We start from the raw sequence: 24,218 nt of genomic DNA, 5'->3' as shown, positions 1-24,218 counted from the left end.
ACTAGCCTGAGAAGGCATTTCTTTGACCAATAAGCAATCTCAAAACTAACTAATTTAAAGTACGAACATGAAATTGTTTCCAAAAAAATATTTAGTAATCAATTTTACCTCCATTCTTTTGGGATTGGCTCTTCATTCATGTGCTACGCATCATGTACAGTATGGCAAAAAAATAGAAAATCATGACATCCAAAACGAGACAGATTCATCAAAAATAGCCCATACCTTTTTCTTAATTGGCGATGCTGGAAATGCTGACAAAGAAAAAGTAATGCAAACATTTTCTTTACTCCAAAAAAGAGTAGAGAATTCTAATAAAAAAAGTACCCTTTTATTTCTAGGTGATAACATTTATCCCAAAGGATTTCCTCAAAATGAATTTCCAATTGAACAGGCTTTGGCAGAAACCAAACTTACAAATCAACTAGAATTATCCAAAAATTTCAAAGGAAGAACCATTTTTATCCCAGGCAATCATGATTGGTATAGTGGAATTGCAGGCTTAGAACGACAGGCCAAATTTGTAACCAAGTATCTCAATGATAAAAAAGCATTTTTACCTCAAAACAATTGTGGCTTAGAAGAATTAAAAATAGACAAAAACATTACATTAATAACGATTGATAGCCAATGGTTTTTAGAAGATTGGGACAAATATCCCACTATAAATGACAATTGCAGCATTAAAACGCGAGAACATTTTTTTGATGAACTGGCAAGTGTATTAAATAAAAATCAAGACAAAACAGTAATTCTTGCATTGCACCACCCTTTAATGACCAATGGCTCCCATGGTGGTCAATATGCACTTGAAAAAGAACTTTTCCCATTAGAACAAAAGATTCCGCTTCCCTTTATTGGTTCTGCTATCAATTTAGTGCGAAAAACATCTGGTATCAATCCACAGGATATACAAAATAAAGTATATAACAATTTTACAAAACGAGTGAAAACACTTTTGCAAAATCAAAGAAATGTTATTGTGGTTTCGGGTCACGATCATAATTTACAATACCTGTACAAAAACAATATTAGACAAATTATTAGTGGAGCTGGTTCAAAATCAGAAGCCGCTAAAGCAATAAACCCAAATGATTTTTCATACGGAGGAAATGGATATGTTAGCTTAACGCTTTATAAAAATGGTGAAACTAAAGTAGCCTTTTATGGCAATGAAGACCAACAAGAAAAACTACTTTTGGAACAAACCATTATAAAAGTTCGAGATACTGTAGCTCCAACCAATTTGCAAACCAAGTTTTCGGCAACCACTGGAACATCCATTTATTCTACTGAAATGACCCAAAAAAGTATTTTTCATAAATTCCTTTTTGGTCAGCATTATCGAAAATATTATAGCCTACCAATTGAAGCAAAAACAGCTACTTTAGACACTCTTTTTGGAGGAGTTAGACCCACAAGAGAAGGTGGTGGTCACCAATCAAAATCATTACGCCTTGTAGATTCAAATGGTAAAGAATACGTGATGCGTGCACTCAAAAAAAGCACTTCCCGTTTTTTACAATCTGTAGTATTCAAAGATCAGTATGTTTTAAATCAATTTGATGACACTTTTGCAGAAGGTTTTTTGTTTGATTTTTATACAACCTCGCATCCTTATACCCCACTGGCTGTAGGAAATCTGGCCGACAAAATTGGCGTAGCACATACCAATCCGCATTTGTATTATATTCCAAAACAACCTGTTTTAAAAGGCTTTAATTATAATTTTGGAGACGAACTCTACCTAGTGGAAGAACACCTGACTGACAATCAAAAAAACGCCAAAAGTTTGGGTAAACCACTAGACATTATCAGCACGGATGACCTAATGAAAAACATACGCAAAGATGAGAAATATACCATCGATGAACCTGCCTATATCAAAGCCCGATTATTTGATATGCTTATTGGCGATTGGGATCGACATAGTGATCAATGGCGTTGGGGTGAATACAAAGAGGATGGAAAAATAGTCTACAAACCTATCCCAAGAGACAGAGATCAAGCCTTTACCAAATATGATGGGGCATTGTTATCGCTTTTAATGAACATGCCAGCATTGCGTCATATGCAAAGCTTTAAAGAAGATATTCGCAATGTAAAATGGTTGAACCGTGAACCTTATCCGCAGGATATTGCTTTTTTAAAAACTGCTGACGAAAAAGAATGGATTACACAGGCCAAATACATTCAAGAGCATTTATCAGATGCTGACATTGATGGCGCTTTTATCAATTTACCAAAAGAAGTTCAAGACGAAACCATTAAAGACATCAAACGCAAATTAAAAATAAGAAAAACAAAACTACAGAGCTACGCCAAAGAATATTACCGCGTTTTACAAAAAACGGTTTTGATTGTCGGAACAGATAAAAAAGATAAATTTGTAATTACCCATACCTCAAAAAACAATACAGAAATAGCAATTTACAGACTCAAAAAAGAAAGTGATGAGTTACTTTATACCAAAAAATTTACTGCTGATAAAACCAAAAATATTTGGATTTACGGTTTGGACGATGATGACGTATTTGAAGTAAAAGGTGATACTAATTCCGCAATAAAGATTCGATTGATTGGAGGGCAAAATAATGACAGTTATACTATTGAAAACGGTAAAAAAATAAAGATCTATGATTTTAAATCAAAGCCAAACACTTATACTTTAGACACTAAAACCAAAACCTATTTGACGGATGATTACGAGCCTAATTTTTACAACTATGAAAAGGTAAAATACAATGCTTTTTCAGGATTCCCTTTTGGAGGGTATAATCCAGATGATGGTGTAAAATTAGGAATTATTGCAAATTACACCGTTAACAAGTTCAATCAATATCCATACACACAAAAACACATTTTAAAAGCTAATTATTTATTTGCAACCAGTGGTTATGAGTTTATATACAATGGCTATTTTCCAAAAACTTTAGGCAAATGGGATTTCGATTTAGAATCAAAATTTACGAGTCCTAACTTTACTATTAATTATTTTGGCTATGGAAATGAAACCATAAATAATGACGCCCTTAATGGAATGGATTACAATCGGGTCCGTTTGAGAACGTTAAAAGCATCTCCGTCCATTAAAAAAGTAGGACGCTATGGAAGTGAAATAAATATTGCAGCTCATTTCGAAAAAATAAAAGTCGAAGAAACTACCGATCGATACATCAATATTCCGGGTGCTGTAAACCCAAATGTTTTTAATAATCAACAGTATATTGGAGCTGCAATCAAATATAGTTTTGAAAATTACGATCTTCCTTCTCTTCCCACTATGGGATTTGGATTTTCAGTGATGGGAAGTTGGAAAATGAATATCAAAGAGGCAAAAACAAATTTTCCAACTTTAGACGCAAAGATTAATTTCAATCATAAAATTGATGCTAATGGTCAGTTTGTTTTGGCTACTATTCTAAAATCAAAAGTACTATTCAACAATAATTTCGAGTTTTATCAAGGTGCAACATTAGGAGGTGACTATGATTTAAGAGGTTTTAGAAATGAACGATTCTTAGGAAAAGCCTCTTTCTACCAAAGCACAGATTTACGCTGGAATATCGGTAAAATCAAAAAAAGTATCATACCAATGTCCTATGGAATTCTAGGTGGTTTTGATTATGGAAGAGTTTGGCTCGATGGCGAAGAGTCTAATAAATGGCATCAATCTGTTGGAGGCGGAATATGGATTAATGGACTCAATGTAATAACAGGAAGAATTACCTACTTCAAAAGTACTGATGATCGTGCTAGAGTCACTTTTGGTTTAGGGTATGGATTTTAGTGTTGAAAGACTCACCTCATATACATTTCCTCCTATTTTTTTCGTCTTTTCATCAGCAATAATCAATGTTTCATTGTTCTTAAAACAGATCGCTTCTTTTTGCGAAAAATGATTTAATTTCAATAGTGACTGTTTTCCTTTTAGAAAATTATCTTCTTTAAAATTTGCCAGGAGTACAATTTTATCATGGGTCAAAAGAACCACCTTTGAAGCATCAGGGCTGATTGCAGCACTTGTAACAGCACAATGATTATAGTTGTCACAGGTTTTAAATTTACCCATTAAAACAGCTTGATGGAAACCTGCTTTATTTGGAATTTTATACACCAAAACGGTGCCGTCAAATCCTTTACTTCGATTCTTGGTGAAGAGATAAAAATTATTTTTATATTCAAAAAAACCTTCGACATCAAAGAATAAGGCAGTCTTTTTGGGCGGAAACATTTTTTGTTCGGGATACGAAAACGAAATTTTATAAGCCGGAATGGCATTTTCCAGATTTAATGATTTTTTATCAATTTTATAAATACATAAATCTTTTCGAACATTGTTATTATTCCCAAAATCACCTATGTATAAATTTCCTTCTTTATCTTTTGTTATATCCTCCCAATCTGTATTTGAGGTATTTTCTATAATTACCGTTTTCTCTATTGCTCCATTTTCAACATTCAATCCATAGATTTTGTTGGCATTGCCACTATCTTCCAAAGTCCAGAATAAATTGTCCTTTTGCGTATAGACAATTCCAGAAACCTCTTTTAATTTTTTGGGCAAACTATACAGTTTAGTAAGTGTTTCAGAACCATTCTGACACGCTAACAAAACAAAAGCAATCGAAATAGAAATAAAATTTCTCATAAACTTAGCATATAGTTACAAAAATAGAACATATTTTTGAAGCAACCATAGTTGTACTTTTCAAAAAAGGGGATACTGATACATATTGCTTTTAATATATTGAAAGTAAAAAAATATTTTTTTAATTATTTTTAATAAAAACACAATAACATTCCATAATCACTCAAATTTATAACCAAAAACCGTTACTACCCATTTAAGAGCAGTAACGGTTTTTAAATTTTAAAAATCTTTATTTTAAATCCTATTTTTTCTCAAGTTCTCGAATATAGTTTACTAATTTCCAACGTTGGTCATCGGTTAAAAGCTCAAAATAGGTTGCCATTGGTGCTTTACCATTGGTTATTTTCCAAAAAATTGCACCATCCATTTGAGATTTTACATTTAAAGCTAAAAAATTAGCTGGATTGGGCTGAAGTGTTAAACCAGCTTCTCCATTTCCTTGACCTTTTAAACCATGACACAACACACACATTTGATTATAAATCTCTTTCCCTTCATTAGTCGCTTTCTGATTTCCTACAAAAGGATTTTTTAAAGAATTAGAATATTCTGGCGCAATCCAACTTATTTCCTGAGCTACGCTTTTACTTCCTGCAACAATTAATAATGTTAGTACTATTAAAAATCTAAATTTTACTTTCATGGCTTAGTTATTAAATTATATCACAAATTTAAGAAAACGTTATAGTATTAAAGCTGATATTTATCATAATTTTATATACTTTTAGATAAAAATCAGTAAATCGACAATATTTTAATAAATATTAAATTATTTGCTAATATATTGATTTTTATGTAAATTATTTAATAAATACACTTCCATATAGATATCATTTTTAAACTTTATCCATTTTATTTTTTTAATTATTTTTAAAGAAATTACGTTATTTTTCCGAATAGCTTCAAAAACACTTGAATTTAAAAAAAAAGTCACTTTAGAATCATCATAGTAAATCATAACTACATTGGAAGGAATCTCAAAACCTCCTACATTTTTAACAGCAATATTGGTTATTCAATTTAAATCTCTTTTTAATACCTATCATCAAATAAATCTGGCAATTAGAAAATTTAAATTATCTTCAAAATACACAAAGAAACTCCTGAAAGTAATAAAAAGAAATAAACCACTCCGAACTAAAATCCTTATACTCTTAAAAGAATAACTTACTTAGAAATTTAATTACAAATTTTGTCTGTATCCAATAAAAAAGATGATTTTTATGTTTAGTATTAATTCTCTTTGCAAAAAAAATTAGTTCTTAATTACAAATGATAAAATGCTTTTATAAGAAAGCGAATCAATAAATATAAAAGGGTAGTGATCAAAGCTAATGCAACACACAAGGTGATGAGATTAATAACTATGTTGGGAATAAATTTTAATTTTGGATGTACATAATAGGGCTCACGATGCAAACGCTCATGAAAACTCTTAGCAACTATTTTAATTTTCTTTTTGATGTTTATTCGCTTAATAAATTTTCAAATCAATTATATCATTTTAGAATAACTTGTTCTTAATAACCTGTATCGGCAAACAAGAAAATGACTACTTACAAATATAAACATTTTGAAAGAACTTATCACCATTAAACTCAAAAACAGTCAATTATACAAATTACATATCTATTATTTATGAGTCAAAACAAAAGCCGTCTCATTCCAGAAAAATGAGACGGCTTTTAAAATAGTTTTAAAAAATGATTATAAAATATAATCGGTATTTATAAAATTAGATTCTTTACTGTTTAACAATTCCTGTAATATTTCATTGTTGTAGGCATTGTCTTTTGAAGCAACAAAAGTTCTAATAGAAAACGAACGCAAAGCATCATGTATACTCAATGTCCCGAAAGCAGAATCTTTTCTTCCTGTAAATGGAAAAACATCCGGTCCTCTTTGACAAGAGCTATTCAAATTTACTCTACATACTAAATTCACCAAAGTATCAATAAGTGGGGCAATAGTTTTGATATTTTTACCAAATAAACTTACCTGTTGTCCGTAATTTGATTCGGCCATATCATTCAATGGCTCTTGAATATCTTTAAAAGTCAAAACTGGAACTACTGGACCAAATTGCTCTTCATGATATACTCTCATCTCTTTATTTATAGGAAACAAAATAGCTGGAAATATAAAATTATCAGAATGTTCTCCTCCTTTAGCATTTATAACTTTAGCACCTTTACTTGTAGCATCATCAATTAATTCTTGAATATAAGCAGGTTTTTCGGCCTCTGGTAGCGGTGTCAAAGCAACTCCTTTTTCCCAAGGATTCCCAAACGCAAGTGCATCCACTTTTTCTGCAAAACGCTTGTTGAATTCAGCAGCTATATTTTCGTGTACATATATAATTTTTAACGCAGTACATCTTTGACCATTAAAAGATAAAGTTCCTGCTATACATTCTTGAATTGTTAAATCCAAATCGGCATCTGGTAAAATAATCGCTGGGTTTTTAGCTTCCAATCCTAGCACCAAACGCAATCTGTTTTTGTTTGGGTGTTGGTCTTGCAAAGCAATAGCCGATTTACTATTACCAATCAAAGCCAAAATATCAACTTTTCCAGATTTCATTATTGGCGAAGCGATTTCACGCCCTCTTCCATAAACAATACTAATTACTCCTTTTGGAAAACTACTTCTAAAAGCTTCCAATAAAGGAGAAATTAATAAAACACCATGTTTTGCTGGTTTAAAAATTACTGGATTTCCCATAATCAAAGCGGGAATTAGCAAAGTAAAAGTTTCGTTCAATGGGTAATTGTATGGCCCAAGGCACAAAACAACTCCAATAGGCCCTCTACGCACCATGGCATTTATACCTTGCACTTTAGAAAAATGTGCCGAACGACTGTTTAATTCTTTATAACTTTCAATAGTATCATTAATGTACTCTACTGTTCTGTCAAATTCTTTTTCGGAATCACCAAGTGTTTTTCCTATCTCCCACATCAAAAGTTTTACAACTTCGGTACGGGTCTCTTTCATTTGGGCAACGAACTTCTCCATACAATGAATACGATCTACCACTTTCATGGTTGGCCATAATCCTTGCCCGTTATTAAAAGCAGCTTTTGCAGACTCGGCTACTTCAAGTGCTTCGGCTTCTCCCATAAATGGTATGGATCCTAATAATGTAGGTTCATACTTTTCGGTAGAAGAAATTGTTGAATATACTGGTGTTGTTTTTCCTGTCCATTTTTTTAATTCACCATTTACCAAGTAAGTATCTTGAATAAGTGGTGTGGTAATCTGAAATTCTTGAGGTATTGTATTCATTCTTAGGTTATTTTTTTTAGATTTTCTTTAAATTTAATAAGTGGTTTTAGCCTCTTTTTTTTGAAATGTTAAACTATATCACCATTCCATTCTATTATACCACCGAGTAAATTATAGGTGTTTTCAATCCCTAACTCGTTCATCATTTCACATGCTTTTGCACTTCGAACGCCTGAACGACAGTAAACATAATAATTTTTGTTTTTATCCAATGCAGCTATCGCATCAACAAACTCTTGACCTTTATGAAAATCAATATTTACAGAACCTTCTATTATACCTTGATCACATTCGTCTTCTGTTCTCACATCTAGCATTACTGCTCTATCATCGGCTTCAAATTGTGAAATCCAATCTTCTTGTGTTAAATTCATATCTAATTAGTATTTAATTTTTGGAAATAGGGTTTCGCTATGATTATCTCTATACTTTTAGTTTAAAGCCCATGGCGATTTCATAATATATATTTTTATGTAAAAATACGAGTTTTTCCTCAAACAAATCACCCCTTTTTTGTGAATTAATCAATAAAATAAAGAAAACGTTTTCGTGAAAATCAATAATCAATGAATACCAATATCTATTATTTATTGTTTAAAATAAAGACTTAATTGTCCCTTTCTTTTATTTTTTTCACAATTTGTTAAATTTTACAACACATTCATTTAAAAAATACTTTTACTTTTTTACTACTTTTACAGTATTGCCAACAAACTAAAAATTAAAAAAAGAAATCAAAATGCTTGATCCATTAAAAATAAATTTTCCTTCCTTTTCAAATGAATTGATTCAAGATATAAAAACAAACGAAGTGATCAAACAATTCTCCGCAGGAGAGGTAATTATGCGTACGGGTCAATATATCAAAAATACCATATTAGTTACCAAAGGAACTATAAAAGTCTATCGAGAAGATGACGATGGCGGAGAGTTTTTTATGTATTATTTACAACCAGGCCAAGCATGTGCCCTATCGATGGTTTGTGCAGCAAAGAATGAAAAAAGCCAAATTATGGCCAAAGTTGTTGAGGACTCTGAGGTGGTAATGGTACCTTTATCTTTGATGGATAAATGGATGATGCAACATCGATCTTGGTATGAATTTGTAATAGGCACTTATCGCAATCGCTTTGAAGAAGTTCTTGAAGTCATTGACAGCATTGCTTTTAGAGCTATGGACGAACGCCTGGAATTTTACCTAAAACGCCAAGTAGAAGCTTGTGGCTGCAAGGAACTTAAACTTTCACATCAAGAAATTGGCTCGGATTTGAATACTTCCCGAGAAGTGATTTCGAGATTACTCAAAAAAATGGAACAAAGAGGTTTAGTTATTCTGCATCGCAACCAAATTGAAATATTAATGTAGTTATGCGTAGTGAATAGTGAGTAGTGAATAGTGAGTAGTGAATAGTGAGAAGTGAATAGTGAGTAGTGAATAGTGAGAAGTGAGTAGTGAGTAGTGAATAGTGAGTAGTGAATAGTGATTTCTGACTTCTGAAATCTGACTTCTGAAATCTGCATTCTGCCTTCTGACTTCTGCCTTCTGCCTTCTGACTTCTGGCTTCTGACTTCTGAAATCTGCCTTCTAAATGTGATAAAAGTTACTTTATATCAAAAATAGTCTCCGCATCTTTGCAGTAAATAAAAACAAAATATGGAATACTTCGGTTATTTGGCTTCAATAATAATAGGTCTTTCTCTAGGGCTAATTGGTGGTGGTGGTTCTATTTTGACCATTCCCATATTGGTTTATTTATTTAAAATTGATCCAAAATTGGCTACTAGTTATTCCTTATTTATTGTTGGAATTACTGCTTTATCAGGATGTTTCAGCCATTACCGAATGGGAAATCTCAAAGTCAAATCCGCATTATTTTTTGCTGTTCCTTCTGTCATCTCCATATTAATCATCCGAGAAGTAATTATTCTAAAAATCCCGAATGTACTTTTTACTCTAAATGATTTTCAAGTCACCAAAAATTTTCTAATCATGATTATTTTTGCCGTTTTGATGATGGCAGCTTCGTTTTCAATGATTCGAAAATCCAATTCAAACATAAAATCTGTAGGAACCAATTACTGGCAATTAGCACTAATCGGTTCTATAGTCGGAATCGTAACTGGATTTTTAGGGGCTGGCGGTGGATTTCTAATTATTCCAGCTCTATTGTTTTTTGCCAATTTACCAATGAAACAAGCTGTTGGAACTTCATTACTAATCATTTTTGTTAATTCTTCCATCGGTTTTATTGGTGATTTATACATTGGCACACCCATTGATTATCCTTTCTTATTTACAATTTCAGCTATTGCATTTATAGGAATGCTTATTGGTACTCAATTATCCAAAAAAGTAGATGGAGACAAGCTTAAGCCCGTTTTTGGCTGGTTTATTTTAGTCATGGGAATCTACATTATCATTAAAGAAACCATCTTGAAATAAACTTTAGTTAAAAGTAACAATTATCACAAACTTTTCCGAAAATCGAGATTAACTTTGTATCACATTAAAATTAAAAAATCATGCAAATTGAACAAATATATACCGGTTGTTTAGCACAAGGAGCCTATTATATCACTTCTAATGGGGAAGCGGCAATAATTGACCCACTTAGAGAAACACAACCCTATTTGGATAGAATCGAACGTGATGGAGTCAAATTGAAATACATTTTCGAAACCCATTTTCATGCCGATTTTGTTTCGGGTCATTTGGATTTAAGCAAAGAAACTGGAGCTGCAATCGTTTACGGACCAACCGCAAAACCAGAATTTGATGCCATTGTTGCTACAGATAATCAAATTTTTGAAATTGGAAATATCAAAATAAAAGTACTGCACACTCCTGGTCATACTATGGAAAGTTCTACTTATTTGCTAGTCGACGAAAACGGAAAAGACCATGCTGTTTTCTCTGGAGATACTTTATTCATTGGCGATGTAGGAAGACCTGATTTGGCCCAAAAAGCTGCTGGAATGACTCAAGAACAATTGGCAGGATTACTTTTCCATTCCTTAAGAGACAAAGTCATGACTCTTGCAGATGATGTAATCGTATATCCCGCCCATGGTGCAGGAAGTGCCTGTGGCAAAAACATGAGCAAAGAAACAGTATCAACAATTGGGAATCAAAAAGCAACCAACTATGCACTGAGAGCCAATATGACCGAAGCCGAATTCATCAATGAAGTCACAGACGGTCTGCTCCCTCCTCCAGCTTATTTTGGAATGAATGTTGCCATGAACAAAAAAGGATACACTAGTTTTGAGAATGTTTTAGACCTTGGATTAAAAGGTATATCTGTAGCTGAATTTGAAACCATAGCAGAAAGTACTGCCGCTTTAATCCTAGACACTCGAAACAACAGTGATTTTGCCAAAGGTTTTATTCCCCAATCCATAAACATTGGCGTCGATGGCGATTTTGCCCCTTGGGTAGGCGCTTTGATCGCCGATGTCAAACAACCAATTATTTTAGTTACCGAAGTGGGAAGAGAAAAAGAAACGGTAACCCGATTGAGTCGCGTTGGTTTTGATCATTTATTGGGTCATCTAGAAGGTGGTTTTGAAGCTTGGAAAAAAGCAGGAAAAGAAATAGACACCATAAACCGAATCAATGCAGACCAATTCAAAACGCTAATGAAAATTGGCGAAAGCAAAATCATTGACATTAGAAAAGAAAGCGAATACAGTGCCGAACATATCGAAGATGCCTACAGCAAACCCCTGGCAAACATCAATGATTGGATAAAAGATATCGATCCAAAAGAGCACTTTTTTATGCATTGTGCCGGCGGTTACCGCAGCATGATTGCCGCTTCCATTTTGCAGTCTCGAGGATTTAGAAATTTCACCGAGATTGAAGGTGGTTTCAATGCCATTGCAAAAACAGATATCCCAAGAACCGATTTTGTCTGCCAAAGTAAAATTTTGAAATAAAAGAACAATTAGGGCGTGCCACCAGTAGGAAAATGGGCCAACTTATTACACTAACTATTCGGCCCATTTCCCTACTGTTGTCGGGCTATCCGCGCTACTTTGGTAGCTAGCTCCTATCCCTCACGCAAAAAAACGTAACGTTAAGAAATTTTAGATTGAAAATTAACCATTCTCGTTTATCGATTTTATAAAAACTATTGCCTTTGTTGTCAAAAATCAGCTTCCGTTTTAATATTCATACCTTAACTTAATGCCATTACTCTAAGAGCATCACTTTATCGAAACAATTTTGTTTCAATTAAAATATTTTCAGAGAAAGATTTTTATACGTAACTTTAATTACCTGTTTTACAACTAAGAAAAAATAAAATCATTAAAAAAAAACAATTTATTATGAAAAAAAATATGGGTTCTACAGACAAGTTGGTGCGATTATTTATAGCAATTATTTTAACTGTTTTAACATACACCGGAATCATAAGTGGCACACTCGCATACGTTCTTCTTGCTTTAGCAGTAGTATTTGTTTTAACCAGTTTTATTGGAATTTGCCCTTTGTACTTGCCTTTTGGATTAAATACACGAAAAAAAATATAAATTATGGAGGAACTAAAATGCTGTGTGCTATCTTGTGAAAAACCTTTGGATCAAACCTATTGGGACAATCAATACCTAGCCAATTCAACAGGTTGGGATCTTGGCGAAGTATCTCCACCCATAAAACATTACATCAATACTTTAGAAAATAAAAACAGTCGAATTTTAATACCTGGCTGCGGAAATACTCATGAAGCGGTTTATCTTCTTGAAAAAGGTTTTAAAAATGTTACCGTCATTGATATCGCACCTACATTAGTCGATAACCTAAAAAACAAATTCAAAGACAATCCCAACATCAACATCGTTTTGGGTGACTTTTTTGAACATCAAGGGGAATACGAGTTTATAATCGAACAAACCTTCTTTTGCGCTTTGCCACCCACCATGCGCCAAAAATACGTTTGGAAAATGCATCAGCTACTTGCCCAAAAAGGCAAAATTATTGGATTATTATTCAATCGTGCTTTTGAAAATGGCCCACCTTTTGGCGGAAGCCTAGAAGAATATAAATTGCTTTTTAATGCTAGTTTTCATTTTCTAAAAATGGAAGTTTGTCAAGATTCTGCCATGCCAAGAACGGGTTCTGAATTATTCATTGAATTGCAAAAAAATAATGAAGTGCTTGTCAATTTATATCCCTTCGAAGGAATTACCTGTAGTGGTTGCAAAAATACGGTTACCGAAAAATTTAAACAATTTGAAGGCGTTTTAAATGTAAGCATGAGCACAAGTTTTGCAGAAGTATTACTCGTAAGCAAAACTGAAATAGCTTTAGAAACTTTGCAAAAAGAAATTGCTTATGATGTCAAATATAAAATTGGACAAAAGTTATTGAAAATAAAAAAATTATCAAGTTAAAGCAGGAGACCATTCAGTACCAGCTTTCCTGCAAGTTCTTTTTTTGACCTTGTAGGTATATTGAAAACAAGAAACATACCTACAAGGTTTTTGAAACCTTGCCGGATTTCAAACAATTTAAACTTTTTATAAACCTAAAAAATGAAAGAATTACTATTTAGCAACTGGCACGTTATGCGAATTTTTCGTTTGGCTTTTGCTGTTTTCTTATTTGCACAGGCTTACTACACACACGAATGGTTTTTTATAGCCTTCGGACTGTTTTTCTTTGTTCAAGCAATTTTCAATACGGGCTGTGGACCCAATGGTTGCTCCATTCCCAGAAATAAATACACCAAAAAATGAGCAATTTCAACAACATTATTCAATCCGACAAACCAGTTTTGGTTGATTTTTTTGCCACTTGGTGCGGGCCTTGTCAAACATTGGCTCCCATTTTAAAACAAGTCAAAGACAATTTGGGTGAACGCATTTCCATCATCAAAATTGATGTGGACAAGAACCAACAAATCGCTTCGCAGTACCAAGTTCGTGGAGTTCCTACTATGATTCTTTTCCAAAACGGAAAGCAATTATGGAGACAATCGGGAGTTTTGGGCGCTACTGATTTAATTAAAGTAATTGTAGAAAAAAGCAACTCATGACCCAGAAAGCGATCATTATCACGGGCATCGGAATTGTCGTTGGTGCCATGGGCGGCTATTTGTATTATCACTTCGTGGGATGTGCGTCGGGCAGTTGTGCCATAACCTCAAAACCGGTAAACTCGACACTTTACGGCAGTTTACTAGGTGGATTATTGTTTAATATATTTGTGAAAGAAGAAAGAAAATAGATGAAAAAATATTAGCCACTAATTTCACAAATTAGCACAAATTAATCTGTGGTAATCTGTGTAATCTGTGTCAAAAAAAATCACAAAGTATTTCAACCCGAAATACTTTTTTTACCTATCTTTGTTAACCAAATGGTTAAACCATATAGTTAGAAACAATGACAACCGAAGAAAAAATATTCAATGCCGCCAGAATAGTGTTCCAAAAAAAAGGATTCTCTGGCGCTCGCATGCAAGAAATCGCGGATGAAGCTGGTATTAACAAAGCCATGTTGCATTATTGTTATAAAAACAAACAATTGCTTTTTGAAGCGGTGTTCATGAATGCTTTCTCTCAACTGGCACCACAGATTAATGAGATATTTAATTCAGAGGATACGGTTTTTGAAAAAATTAGAAAATTTACCCATAGCTATATATCGTTCGTCATTCTCAATCCCTACTTGCCACCATTTGTCATTCAGGAAATGAACAACAATCCCGAATTCGTACTGAAATTTCTAAATCATAAAAACCGTCCCAACCCTACTCCATTATTAGCCCAAATAGAAAGAGAAATAGCCAGCGGAATTATAAAACCAATGAACCCTAAACAACTTCTTTTGGATATTTTTTCAATGACCGTTTTTCCTTTTGCAGCCAAAATGATGGTACGAGGCATTATTCAGCTTTCAGAAACTGAATTCGACGAAATGATGGAGGAACGAAAAACGAGCATAGCCGAAACGATTATTAATTCGATAAAAAAATGAGAACTTCAACATATACCTTTACCCTTCTATTTCTAGTATCCTTTTTTGTACAAGCGCAGCAAAAAATAACATTGGAAAATTGTTATTCTCTGGTGCGTCAAAATTATCCAACAGCCAAACAAATCGATTTGTTACAGCAAAAATCCGATTATGAGGTCAATGCTTTGCAAACCGGTAAACTGCCAAAAATTGATTTGAATGCACAGGGAACCTACCAAAACCAAGTGACCGAAATCCCAAACCCTTTTGTAAGCCCCCTAAATAAAGACCAATACAAAGCCACTCTTGATGTGAATCAGTTATTATATAATGGTGGATTGATTGATGCTAATACCAAACTCAAAGAAGCGCAAACCGAAACCCAGCAACAACAAGTCGAGGTCAATTTATACCAACTCAAATCTAGAATCAATCAGTTGTTTTTTTCTATTTCCCTTTTGCAAGAGCGAAAAGATCTTTTGATCACCAAACAAAAACAATTAGATTCAAAAATAAAAGAGGTGAAATCGGGCATTCAATTTGGCGCCATTTTACCAGCTTCCGAAAAAGTATTAGAAGCCGAAAATTTAAAAATAAAACAACAACTTTCAGAAATTCAATTCGATAAGAAAAAACTATTCGAGAATCTTTCTGCCTTAACCTATTCCAATATTTCAGAAACAACTACTTTAGAAAAACCAATAATTGCTTCTGAAACCAATACCACTATAAATCGTCCTGAATTAAAATATTTCGAATTGCAACATCAGCAAATAGAAGCTTCAAAAAGCATAGTTGCCAAAAACAATCTACCCAAATTAAACGCCTTTGGAATTGCTGGTTATGGAAATCCAGGATTGAATATGGTTGAAAATTCATTTGAACCTATTCTAATGGTTGGTTTAAAAGCCAATTGGAATGTATTTGATTGGAATAAATCGAAATCCGAAAAGGAAGCACTGTCCGTTTCCGCTGACATTGTCGCTACCGAAAAAGAAACTTTCTTGCTCAATAACAACATTCAATTACAGGAAATCAGTGCTGAAATTCAAAAATCAGAAGCCAACATTGCAACCGATACCGAAATAATCACACTACGAGAATATGTAGAAAAATCGGCCAGTTCACAATTAAAAAACGGCGTCATTACCGCCTCCGAATATTTGACCGAATTTACCAATTTGTTTGAAGCCAAAAACAGTCAAAAAATTCACGAAATACAATTGGAACTCGCCAAAGCCAATTATCAAGTTACAAAAGGAAGCCTTTAGTAAATCTACAACCTTTGTCAAAGTTTAAAACTTTGACAAAGGTGTTACAAACGAATAAATCTTTAAGCAAATGAAACATCTAATTACAATATTACTCTTAACAAGTCTATTTTCGTGCAATAGCAACGACAGCAAAGCCGATGGTTATGGCAATTTTGAAGCAACTGAAGTTACCATTTCGGCTGAAGCCAATGGAAAACTGGAGTATTTAAATCTCGAAGAAGGTGACATAATACAGTCAAATACTTTGGTAGGATTGGTAGATACTACGCAATTGCATTACAACAAGCAACAACTTTTGGCCTCAAAAGAAACGGTGTATTCTAAATCGGCCAATGTTTTATCCCAAATCAGCATCTTGCAAGCACAACTCAAAACAGCTTTGATAGAACAAAAAAGGATTCAGAATATGTTTGCCGAAAATGCAGCCACCAAACGCCAAGTAGATGAAATAGAAGGAAAAATAGCGGTTATAAAGGAGCAAATAAAAGGGGTTCAAACCCAAAATGCCCCCATTCTAAACGAAATTGCTTCGCTTGATGTTCAAATCGAAAAGACAAATGACCAAATTAAAAAAAGTAAAATCATCAATCCTATCCAGGCGACCGTTTTGGCAAAATATGCCGAACCCAATGAGATTACCTCCTTTGGAAAACCAATTTATAAAATAGCCAATCTTGGTCTAATGACTTTACGGGTATACATTAGTGAAACACAACTTCCTCAAATAAAGCTGAATCAAAAAGTAACCGTAAAAATTGATAATGGAAGCGAAATGAAATCGTATCCGGGAACCATTTCTTGGATTTCATCGGTAGCTGAGTTTACGCCAAAAATCATTCAAACTAAAGAAGAAAGAGTCAACTTGGTTTATGCCGTAAAAGTCGAAGTGAAAAATGATGGAAGTCTTAAAATAGGAATGCCTGCCGAAATGTGGATAACCCCCTAACCGTTGAGAAGGGAAAACAAAAATTAAACCAATAAGAAATTAAGTTTATTAAGCTTAATCCCTTAATGGTTCAAAAACTTTAAACTTTAAACATTTAAACTTCCTCCAAAAAAATGAGCATCACCGTCCAAAATATTTCCAAGTCGTACAACAAGATAAAAGCCGTTGATGCCCTCTCTTTTGAAGTAAGTGAAGGGGAAATATTTGGTCTCATTGGTCCTGACGGCGCTGGAAAAACGACACTTTTCAGGATATTGACCACGTTGCTTTTTGCCAATGAAGGAACTGCATCCGTAGCGGGTTTTGACGTTGTAAAACAATACAAATCGATTCGGAATTGTGTGGGCTATATGCCGGGTAAATTCTCCTTGTATCAAGATTTATCTGTCGAAGAAAATCTGACTTTTTTTGCGACGCTTTTTGGAACCACCATTCAAGAAAATTACGATTTGATCAAAGATATTTACATTCAAATAGAACCTTTTAAAAACCGAAGAGCTGGTGCGCTTTCGGGTGGAATGAAACAAAAACTGGCTTTGTGTTGTGCTTTAATTCATAAACCAAAAGTTCTATTTCTGGACGAACCTACAACTGGAGTAGATCCCGTTTCCCGAAAAGAATTTTGGCAAATGCTCAAGCGATTGCAACAAAAAGGAATTACGATATTGGTTTCAACACCCTACATGGACGAGGCTGCTTTGTGTGACCGAATTGCTTTGATCCAAAAAGGACAAATCTTAAAAATTGATTCCCCTCAAAACATCATCGAGAAATACGAGAAAACCATTTATGATGTGAGAGCCAAAAACACATATCAGCTCCTACTCGATTTAAAAAATTATCCGAGTCAGTACAGCGTTTATGCCTTTGGGGAATCGATTCATTATACTGACAAGGAAACAGAATTTGATCCTGATGCATTAATGAATTATTTAGAAGAAAAAAAACATATAGAGGTAGCAATCCGAATCATAAAACCAACCATAGAAGATGTTTTTATGGATTTGTAAAAAAGGTTAAACACAGATTTACACAGATTTGCACAGATTGGTTTGTATTGAATCTGATTTAAAAAAAATAATTCTATAGATCTGTGTGATTTATACCTAAAAAAAATCTATGTTAATCTGTGTAATCTGTGTTTAAATAATTAACTAAAATGAGCCAAGAAAAAATCATAACCGTAAACAAGCTCACCAAAGAATTTGGCAACTTTACAGCAGTCGACAGTATTTCTTTTGATGTGTACAAAGGAGAGATTTTCGGTTTTCTGGGTGCCAATGGAGCTGGAAAAACAACGGCTATGAAAATGCTTATCGGAATTTCGAAACCCAGTTCGGGTGAAGCTCTCGTAGCTGGATTTGATGTAAAAACACATGCCGAAATGGTCAAAAAAAGTATTGGGTATATGAGTCAAAAATTCTCGATGTATGACGATTTGACCATCAAAGAAAACATCACTTTCTTTGGCGGAATCTATGGCTTGTCCCGTGCTCAAATCAAAGAAAAAACAGTTCAATTAATTCAGGATCTAGAACTACAGGAAGTCGCCAATAAGTTGGTTAAATCCTTGCCACAAGGTTGGAAACAAAAACTTTCCTTTTCGGTTGCATTGCTGCACGAACCCAAAATAGTTTTTCTGGACGAACCCACAGGAGGTGTTGACCCCATAACAAGAAGGCAATTCTGGGAAATGATTTACGCCGAAGCACACAAAGGTACCACTGTATTTATCACCACGCATTATATGGATGAAGCCGAATATTGTGACCGAGTATCGATTATGGTCGAAGGAAAAATAGAAGCCCTCGACAGTCCGAAAAATTTAAAACAAAAATACAATGTTGATTCTATGAATGATGTTTTCCTAAAACTCGCTAGAAATGTAGAAGCCCCCTAACCCCCGAAGGGGGAACAAAAGATTAAACCATTAAGAGATTAAGAAAATTAAGAAAGGGAGCAACTTAATAAACTTAATATCTTAATGGTTCAAAAAATTTTTAAACAATTTTAAAAAAAATGAAAAGATTCATCGGTTTTGTAACAAAAGAATTCTACCACATTTTTCGGGACAAACGTACTATGTTTATTCTTTTCGGAATGCCGATGGTTCAAATCATGCTTTTTGGCTTTGCGATTACCAATGAAATCAACAATGTCAATATTGCTATTTTCGACCAATCCAAAGACACCGAAACCCAACAAATAATCAATAAAATAAGTGCATCCAAATATTTCAAAATTCAGAATCAAATCACTCATGAAACCCAAATAGAAAGCGTTTTCAGAACCGGAAAAGTAAAAGCTGTATTGGTGTTCGAAAAAGACTTTATTCAAAACCTGCAAAATCAAAAAGTAGCCAAAGTACAAGTTATCACCGATGCCACCGACCCGAATATGGCCAATACAATTACCAATTACATCAACGCCATTTTACAGAATTATTCACAAGAAATCAACAAAAACAGTAAACCTGTTTATCAAATCCAGACACAAACCCAACTTTATTACAACCCCGAACTCAAGAGTGTTTTTACTTTTGTGCCCGGCGTGATGACGGTGATTTTAATGTTGGTCTCGGCCATGATGACCTCCATTTCGATTACACGCGAAAAAGAAATGGGCACTATGGAAGTCCTTTTGGTTTCGCCCATAAAACCCTTTCAAGTCGTTATAGGTAAAGTTTTTCCATACATTTTTCTATCGATAATCAATGCGACAATCATTTTACTTTTGGGCGTTTTTGTCTTCAAAATGCCCATTGAAGGAAGTTTGCTTTTATTGGCATTAGAAAGCATTTTATTCATCATCACAGCATTGTCACTAGGGATTTTAATCTCTACGATTGCTCAATCACAACAAACCGCCATGATGTTTTCGTTAGCGGGATTAATGCTTCCTGTAATCATATTGTCGGGGTTTATATTCCCCATTTCGAGTATGCCGCTACCACTCCAAATCATGAGTAACATCATCCCCGCCAAGTGGTTCATCATCATTATCAAAGCCATCATGCTCAAAGGAGCCACCATTTATACCATCTGGAAAGAGACCTTAATTCTGATTGGCATGACAGTGTTTTTTATAGCAGTAAGCGTCAAAAAATATAAAATTAGACTGGAATAGTGAAAAAGAAAAAAGAATATAGAGCAGAGAGAATTGACTAAGAAATCAAAAAATTGAAATCTTTATACTTTAGCATTGAAAACACTTTCCTCTTTGCGCCTTTGCGCCTTTGCGGTAAAAAAACATCACTGTAAAAAACATCACTGTAAAAAACTTCAAAATGAAAACAATCCTATTCATCATCCAAAAAGAATTCAGACAAATCTTTAGAGACAAAGGAATGCTTCCCATTATATTTGTTTTACCCTTAATTCAACTCTTAATATTATCCAACGCCGCCAGTTTTGAAGTTCAAAACATCAAATTTTCTTATATCGACCACGACCATTCTGCCGCTTCAAGGGAACTCATCAGTAAATTTCAAGCCTCAAATTCCTTCAAAATAGTAAACCAATTCGACACCAAATCAGAAGCCAATCTCGAAATGCAAAAAGGAAACGTCGATATCATCCTCGAAATTCCAACCCATTTTGAACGCAACCTCATCACTGCTAAAACCACAACGCTTTCCGTAAGCATCAATGCTATTGACGGAGCTTCGGCGGGAGTTGAAAATGTCTATATCTCGCAAATCATCGGAACGTACAACCAAAAAATCCAGAGCGAACTTTTGCATTATAATGATGGTTTATTGATTGCACCACAAAATATAGCCACCATTCCTTCCTTTTGGTACAACAACACGTTGAACTATAAAACCTATATGGTGCCTGGAATTTTGGTATTATTGGTCACCATGATTACCCTTTTTCTATCATCCATGAATATCGTTCGGGAGAAAGAAATCGGTACTTTGGAGCAAATTAATGTAACTCCAATCCGAAAACACCAATTCATTATAGGCAAATTATTCCCTTTTTGGGTCCTTGGTTTGGTAATTTTAAGTATAGGTTTATTAATTGCAAAACTCGTTTTCAATGTCCCAATGTTGGGCAGTTTGGGTTTAATATATGCCTTTACTTCTGTGTATTTATTGCTTATTTTAGGCATCGGATTATTTATCTCCAACCATACAGATACCCAACAACAAGCCATGTTTATAGCTTGGTTTTTTATGGTGATTTTTATTTTAATGAGCGGATTATTCACACCCATTGAGAGTATGCCAAATTGGGCGCAAAACATTACGTTATTTAATCCCATTCGGTATTTTGTAGAAATCATCCGAATGGTAATGCTCAAAGGTGCTACATTTTCGGATATTACGACTCAATTTTCAATCATAACAGGTTATGCTATTATTCTAAATACTTTAGCTATTTTTAGTTATAAAAAAGTTAATTGATATCCATTTTTTAAAAATAAAAAATACATTTGAATCATCAAAAAACAAGAACCTATAAAAATAAATTAATATGAAAAACATTGTAACCCTCTTAGCTGTAGCATTATTCTCAATTGGAATGAATGTTAATGCTCAAGAAACCAAACCAAAAACAACAACTAAAACAGAAAGTACAACAAAAAAAGCATGTACAAAAGACCATAAAAATTGTACTGCTGAAGAAAAGAAAGCTTGTGACAAAACAAAAAAAGCTTGTTGTGCTGCAAAAGCTGAAAAGAAAGCGTAATGTAATTAATTTATAATGACCCGTAAAGAGTGTTTGTACCTGCAAACACTCTTTTTTTTTTAAAACATCTCATTTTCAGTTGATTTTTCATTAAAATCCGCTTTGCTACTATTTGATAATTCTATATTTTTGAGCAAACTATCCTTCATGCTTAAAAAATCATCAATAGTTGTTTTAATTCTTCTTGTTATCTTTGGAATTTTTAGTTTTTTTATTGTAAAAAGTTACAGTTCAAAAGATAATGATTACACCGAAGTTCTCTCTTTTAACAATGCTTTTATAGGAGACAAATCCTGTATAAAATGCCATGCTAATGAGCACCAGCAATGGAAACAATCCGATCATTATATGTCGATGCTTCCTGCTAATGATTCAACTGTAAAAGGGGATTTCAACAATGTGACTTTCACTGCTGATGGTGTCACCAGTAAATTTTATAAAAAAGGCTCTAAATACTTCATCAATACCGAAGGAGATGATGGTAAAAACCATGATTTTGAGGTAATCTATATCTTTGGATACAAACCTTTACAACAATATTTAGTTTTTTTTCCTGGTGGAAGAATGCAAGTTCCTCGTTTGAGTTGGGATGTCAATAAAAAAATATGGTTCAATCAATATGCTGGCCAAAAAATACCTTCGCATGATTGGTTGCATTGGACAGGAAATGCCCAAAACTGGAACACCATGTGCGCTACCTGCCATTCGACCAACTTGCACAAAAATTACGATACAAAAACTGATACCTACAAAACCAGTTATAGTATCATCAATGTAAGTTGCGAAAGTTGTCATGGAGCGGGACAAAAACACTTTGGTTATGTAAACAGCGACGATTACAAATCGGGTGAGAAAGTGAAAGGCAGTTTTATGAAATTAGGAAAAAAATCAGGGCAATTGGAACAAATCAATACCTGTGCTCCTTGTCATGTGCGAGCCTCCGAAATCAGTCCAAAACATATTGACAGTCCTGAAATTATGGACAATTATATTCCTCAAATTCCGGATACCGAGTATTTCCATGCCGATGGACAAGTCGATGACGAAGATTATATTTACACTTCATTTCTACAAAGTAAAATGTTTAGTAAAGGGATTAAATGCAGTAATTGTCATAATCCGCATAGTACCAAATTAAAAATTATTGGCAATCAAACTTGTACTCAATGTCATGTAGCTACAAAATATGATACACCAAAACATACTTTTCATACTAAGGAAACAAAAGGTGCTTCCTGTGTAAACTGTCACATGCCCGGAAAATTATACATGGGAAATGATCTGCGACACGACCATAGTTTTAGAGTGCCACGCCCTGATCTTTCCGTTCAATATGGCACTCCAAATGCATGCAGTAATTGTCATAAAGACAAATCGGAAAAAGCTTTAGCAGAAGCTGTTGTAAAATGGTATGGTCCTAATCGAAAGTATCATTTTGCAGATGATTTGATACCTGGGAGCAAACAGGATTCCAAAAGTGAGCCACATCTAACTAAATTAATAATTGACAAAAATACGCCCAATATAATTAAAGCTACAGCTGCATTTTATTTGGGAAGTATCCCAAACCAAACAAGTTTAAACACTTTATTGACTTGTTTGAACCAAAAAGATGCACAAGTAAGATATAGAGCGTTACGTTCTTTGACAAATTTTCCTCCAGCGAATTGGATTGAAAAAGTAGCTCCTTTATTGTCTGATAAAGTAAGAGCAGTTCGTATTGCAGCTGCAGATCTTTTCATAACACTGCCAAAAGACCAAATTCCTAGTCAATATATAAATGCTTTTGAAGCAGCTAATACTGAATTACTGAGCTACCTTCGGTATCAAACTGATTTCTCTGTTGGAAATATAATGATTGCCGATTATTATCTAAAGTTACAAGATTATAAAAACGCTGAATCTTTTTATTTAAAAGGGCTTAAAAAAGACAATCAGATGAATTATGCATTACTCAATTTATCCTCATTATACAATGCTGTTGGAAAAAATGACGCCTCATTGCAAATGCTAAAAAGAGCTTTGGCAAATGACAAAAACAATGAACGCATTTATTACAATTTAGCCTTATTGTATAACGAAATGAATGACAAACCCGCTGCCGAAAAATCTTTTGCAAAAGCAGTAGAACTTAAATCTCAAAATCCAAGAGTGTATTATAATTATGGATTAATGCTTAATGCCAATCAAAAATATAAAGAAGCAGAAGCTATTTTCTTAAAAGGAATTAAATTTAGTCCCAGCACACCCGATTTGTATTATGGACTTACTTTTGTTTATATACAAACGGGTAATAAGTTAAAAGCACAACAAACGGCTTATCAATTATATCAGATGGACGCAACTAATCCAAATTACCAAGAGCTGTTTAGAAATTTTGGGATACAAAAATAGTT

22 protein-coding genes are annotated in these 24,218 nt (G+C 33.8%); 18 read left to right on the top strand and 4 right to left on the bottom strand.

What is annotated here, in order from left to right; genetic code table 11:
* Positions 1–67 precede the first annotated feature (67 nt).
* On the top strand, positions 68–3,790 hold the full coding sequence (locus OYT91_RS02495) for a metallophosphoesterase (RefSeq protein WP_281239367.1): 3,723 nt from the start codon (positions 68–70) through the stop codon (positions 3,788–3,790).
* On the opposite strand, the gene OYT91_RS02490 is transcribed toward OYT91_RS02495, so the two are convergent.
* The 4 genes from OYT91_RS02490 to OYT91_RS02475 form a co-directional block, all read right to left on the bottom strand.
* On the bottom strand, positions 3,773–4,651 hold the full coding sequence (locus OYT91_RS02490) for a YjiK family protein (protein ID WP_281239366.1): 879 nt from the start codon (positions 4,649–4,651) through the stop codon (positions 3,773–3,775). The two genes, OYT91_RS02495 and OYT91_RS02490, sit on opposite strands and share 18 nt — an antisense overlap.
* Positions 4,652–4,895: 244 nt before the next feature.
* Positions 4,896–5,297: a c-type cytochrome gene (locus OYT91_RS02485; RefSeq protein ID WP_269223206.1), complete on the bottom strand. Its 402-nt coding sequence runs from the start codon at positions 5,295–5,297 to the stop codon at positions 4,896–4,898.
* Between the two features lie 1,064 nt (positions 5,298–6,361).
* Positions 6,362–7,942, bottom strand: a complete 1,581-nt coding sequence (locus OYT91_RS02480; protein ID WP_269223207.1) for an NADP-dependent glyceraldehyde-3-phosphate dehydrogenase — start codon at positions 7,940–7,942, stop codon at positions 6,362–6,364.
* A 68-nt stretch (positions 7,943–8,010) separates the two neighbouring features.
* Positions 8,011–8,316 (bottom strand): rhodanese-like domain-containing protein, encoded by a 306-nt coding sequence (locus tag OYT91_RS02475; RefSeq protein WP_281239365.1) that lies wholly within the window; start codon positions 8,314–8,316, stop codon positions 8,011–8,013.
* Between the two features lie 365 nt (positions 8,317–8,681).
* Here OYT91_RS02475 and OYT91_RS02470 point away from each other — a divergent pair, with 365 nt between their 5' ends.
* The 17 genes from OYT91_RS02470 to OYT91_RS02390 all read left to right on the top strand — a co-directional run bounded on the left by OYT91_RS02470 (position 8,682) and on the right by OYT91_RS02390 (position 24,216).
* Positions 8,682–9,308 carry a Crp/Fnr family transcriptional regulator gene (locus tag OYT91_RS02470; RefSeq protein ID WP_269223209.1) on the top strand — a complete coding sequence of 209 codons (627 nt, stop codon included), beginning with the start codon at positions 8,682–8,684 and terminating at the stop codon, positions 9,306–9,308.
* A 288-nt stretch (positions 9,309–9,596) separates the two neighbouring features.
* Positions 9,597–10,385, top strand: coding sequence for a sulfite exporter TauE/SafE family protein (locus OYT91_RS02465; RefSeq protein ID WP_281239364.1), 789 nt, complete (start codon positions 9,597–9,599; stop codon positions 10,383–10,385).
* Between the two features lie 80 nt (positions 10,386–10,465).
* Positions 10,466–11,881, top strand: coding sequence for an MBL fold metallo-hydrolase (locus tag OYT91_RS02460; protein ID WP_281239363.1), 1,416 nt, complete (start codon positions 10,466–10,468; stop codon positions 11,879–11,881).
* A gap of 393 nt (positions 11,882–12,274) precedes the next feature.
* Entirely contained in the window at positions 12,275–12,478 is a 204-nt protein-coding gene (locus OYT91_RS02455) for a YgaP family membrane protein (protein WP_281239362.1), read from the top strand.
* A 3-nt stretch (positions 12,479–12,481) separates the two neighbouring features.
* Complete coding sequence (locus OYT91_RS02450) at positions 12,482–13,339, top strand: methyltransferase domain-containing protein (protein WP_281239361.1); 858 nt, start codon at positions 12,482–12,484, stop codon at positions 13,337–13,339.
* Positions 13,340–13,480: 141 nt separating this feature from the next.
* Entirely contained in the window at positions 13,481–13,684 is a 204-nt protein-coding gene (locus tag OYT91_RS02445; protein ID WP_269223213.1) for a hypothetical protein, read from the top strand.
* Positions 13,681–13,983, top strand: coding sequence for a thioredoxin (gene trxA / locus OYT91_RS02440; RefSeq protein ID WP_281239360.1), 303 nt, complete (start codon positions 13,681–13,683; stop codon positions 13,981–13,983). The genes OYT91_RS02445 and trxA overlap by 4 nt, the downstream gene beginning before the upstream one ends.
* On the top strand, positions 13,980–14,174 hold the full coding sequence (locus OYT91_RS02435) for a DUF6132 family protein (protein WP_281239359.1): 195 nt from the start codon (positions 13,980–13,982) through the stop codon (positions 14,172–14,174). The genes trxA and OYT91_RS02435 overlap by 4 nt, the downstream gene beginning before the upstream one ends.
* 158 nt (positions 14,175–14,332) lie before the next feature.
* A complete protein-coding gene (locus OYT91_RS02430; protein ID WP_281239358.1) occupies positions 14,333–14,926 on the top strand; it encodes a TetR/AcrR family transcriptional regulator in 594 nt (197 codons plus the stop codon).
* Positions 14,923–16,176 (top strand): TolC family protein, encoded by a 1,254-nt coding sequence (locus tag OYT91_RS02425; RefSeq protein ID WP_281239357.1) that lies wholly within the window; start codon positions 14,923–14,925, stop codon positions 16,174–16,176. Before OYT91_RS02430 ends, OYT91_RS02425 begins: the two co-directional genes overlap by 4 nt.
* 70 nt (positions 16,177–16,246) lie before the next feature.
* Positions 16,247–17,125 carry an HlyD family secretion protein gene (locus OYT91_RS02420; protein ID WP_281239356.1) on the top strand — a complete coding sequence of 293 codons (879 nt, stop codon included), beginning with the start codon at positions 16,247–16,249 and terminating at the stop codon, positions 17,123–17,125.
* A 113-nt stretch (positions 17,126–17,238) separates the two neighbouring features.
* A complete protein-coding gene (locus OYT91_RS02415; RefSeq protein ID WP_281239355.1) occupies positions 17,239–18,135 on the top strand; it encodes an ABC transporter ATP-binding protein in 897 nt (298 codons plus the stop codon).
* A gap of 149 nt (positions 18,136–18,284) precedes the next feature.
* Positions 18,285–19,025, top strand: a complete 741-nt coding sequence (locus tag OYT91_RS02410) for an ABC transporter ATP-binding protein (RefSeq protein ID WP_281239354.1) — start codon at positions 18,285–18,287, stop codon at positions 19,023–19,025.
* A 119-nt stretch (positions 19,026–19,144) separates the two neighbouring features.
* A complete protein-coding gene (locus tag OYT91_RS02405) occupies positions 19,145–20,251 on the top strand; it encodes an ABC transporter permease (RefSeq protein WP_281239353.1) in 1,107 nt (368 codons plus the stop codon).
* 160 nt (positions 20,252–20,411) lie between these two features.
* Complete coding sequence (locus OYT91_RS02400; protein WP_281239352.1) at positions 20,412–21,536, top strand: ABC transporter permease; 1,125 nt, start codon at positions 20,412–20,414, stop codon at positions 21,534–21,536.
* A gap of 70 nt (positions 21,537–21,606) precedes the next feature.
* Entirely contained in the window at positions 21,607–21,822 is a 216-nt protein-coding gene (locus OYT91_RS02395) for a hypothetical protein (RefSeq protein ID WP_269223221.1), read from the top strand.
* A gap of 147 nt (positions 21,823–21,969) precedes the next feature.
* Positions 21,970–24,216 (top strand): tetratricopeptide repeat protein, encoded by a 2,247-nt coding sequence (locus tag OYT91_RS02390; RefSeq protein ID WP_281239351.1) that lies wholly within the window; start codon positions 21,970–21,972, stop codon positions 24,214–24,216.
* The last annotated feature ends 2 nt before the right edge of the window (positions 24,217–24,218 follow it).

The sequence above is a fragment of the Flavobacterium praedii genome (assembly GCF_026810365.1).
In the GTDB taxonomy this organism is placed as follows: domain Bacteria; phylum Bacteroidota; class Bacteroidia; order Flavobacteriales; family Flavobacteriaceae; genus Flavobacterium; species Flavobacterium praedii.
The sequence above is the reverse complement of the archived record's forward strand: the minus strand, read 5'-3'. Positions and strand labels throughout refer to the sequence as shown.